The organism is Pseudomonas sp. GL93 (assembly GCF_003408955.1).
Lineage (GTDB): Bacteria > Pseudomonadota > Gammaproteobacteria > Pseudomonadales > Pseudomonadaceae > Aquipseudomonas > Aquipseudomonas paracarnis.
The window spans coordinates 1-1,486 of record NZ_NKRF01000026.1; the positions used below are offsets into that span (position 1 = coordinate 1).

Consider the following 1,486-nt stretch of genomic DNA (forward strand, 5'->3'; position numbering starts at 1 on the left):
GCCAAAGCGCGTGGGCAAATGCCCGAGGAACAGGTTCTCGGCCACGCTCATTTCCGGCACCAGGTGCAGCTCTTGGTGAATCACCGCCACACCGCTGGCGATGCTGTCGGCGGCGCATTTGAAGGCCATGGTCTGCGCGCCGATCTGCACGGTGCCGCTGGATGGAATGTAGGCGCCGCCGAGGATTTTCAGCAGGGTCGACTTGCCTGCGCCGTTCTCGCCCATCAGCGCGTGCACCTGCCCGGGGTGGGCGGTGAAGCAAATGCCATACAGCGCCTTGACCCCGGGAAAAGTCTTGCCGATGCCGTCAAACCGCAGGGCCGCAGCGGTCATTTCCACAGCCCGATCTTGGTCAGTTCCGCCTGGAAGTTTTCACGGGTAATCAGCGTCACTTCGTCCATGGCCGTGTATTTCGGCGGCTCGGTGCCCTGGGTGACCCACTCGTACATCATCTCAGCGGTTTTGTAGCCTTCAATGTGCGGGCTGGGCAGCATGGAGCCGAAGAAGCCGCTGTTGGCTTTCTTCAATTCGCCGATGGCGTCGGTGCCATTGATGCCGATACCGATCACATTGGCTGCGGCGAAGCCAGCACTTTCGGTGGCGCGCACGCCGCCGAGCACGGTGTTGTCGTTCATGCCGCCGATGATCAGGTTCTTCGCCCCGCTCGGCAGCTTGACCAAGGCCGAGTTGGTGGCGTCCATGCTGCCTGGCACGTCGAGGGTTTTCAGTGGGGCGGTGAGGATGTGATCTTTAGGAATACCAGCCTCCTCCAGCGACTTGATCGAGCCGTCGGTGCGCTTCTTGCCGGTGTCGAGTTCGTTGAAGGTGTTGATCACCGCATAAGTGTCCTTCCAGTCCCAACCGCGTTTTTTCGCTTCGGCGGCCATGGCGGCGCCCTGCTTCTGGCCCACCTCAAATGCGGCCATGCCCAGGTACGGCACGTCTTCCATGAAGTTGCCCTTGGCATCGACAAAGCGATCATCCACGGCCATCACTTTCAAGCCGTTGGCCTTGGCTTTAGCCACAATGGCCGGGCCCAGGGACACGTCCGGCGGGCAGATCACGAAGCCTTTGGCGCCGTTGGCGGCCAGGCTGTCGATGGCCGAGAGGGTTTTCTCGCCGTCCGGCACCGCGATCTTGATGAGTTTGAAGCCTTTGTCCTGGGCGGCTTTTTCCGCAAACGCCCACTCCGTCTGGAACCAGGGCTCTTCGGCCTGCTTGACCAGAAAACCGATTTTCACTTCTTCAGCGGCCAGCAACAGGCCGCTCAAGCTCATGGCCGAGACCGCCACAGCGGCGCAGCACAGGGAACGCAAACCACGACGACGATTCATAGGGGTGACTCCTTGTTGTTGTTTTTTTTCAATGTTCGTTTTGTGTACGGGTACTGTTGTGGCGAGGGAGCTTGCTCCCGTTCGACAGCGCAGCTGGAGCCGGCTTTTTTGGGGGCGCTGCGCACCCCAGCGGGAGCAAGCTCCCTCGCCAC

The 1,486-nt window shown here is 61.0% G+C and carries 2 protein-coding genes; both read right to left on the reverse strand.

The genetic code is table 11. From position 1 onward, the window contains the following. A partial coding sequence (locus CER19_RS05350; RefSeq protein WP_116665642.1) for an ATP-binding cassette domain-containing protein occupies positions 1 to 333 on the reverse strand: 333 nt, incomplete at its 3' end. Further along, positions 330 to 1,334: a substrate-binding domain-containing protein gene (locus CER19_RS05355; RefSeq protein WP_044272365.1), complete on the reverse strand. Its 1,005-nt coding sequence runs from the start codon at positions 1,332 to 1,334 to the stop codon at positions 330 to 332. The genes CER19_RS05355 and CER19_RS05350, both read right to left, overlap by 4 nt. Between the last annotated feature and the right edge of the window lie 152 nt (positions 1,335 to 1,486).

What these genes read in the sequence shown, in the direction of transcription:
- CER19_RS05355 (WP_044272365.1), bottom strand. Translation starts at nt 1,334, where the DNA reads ATGAATCGTCGTCGTGGTTTGCGTTCCCTGTGCTGCGCCGCTGTGGCG.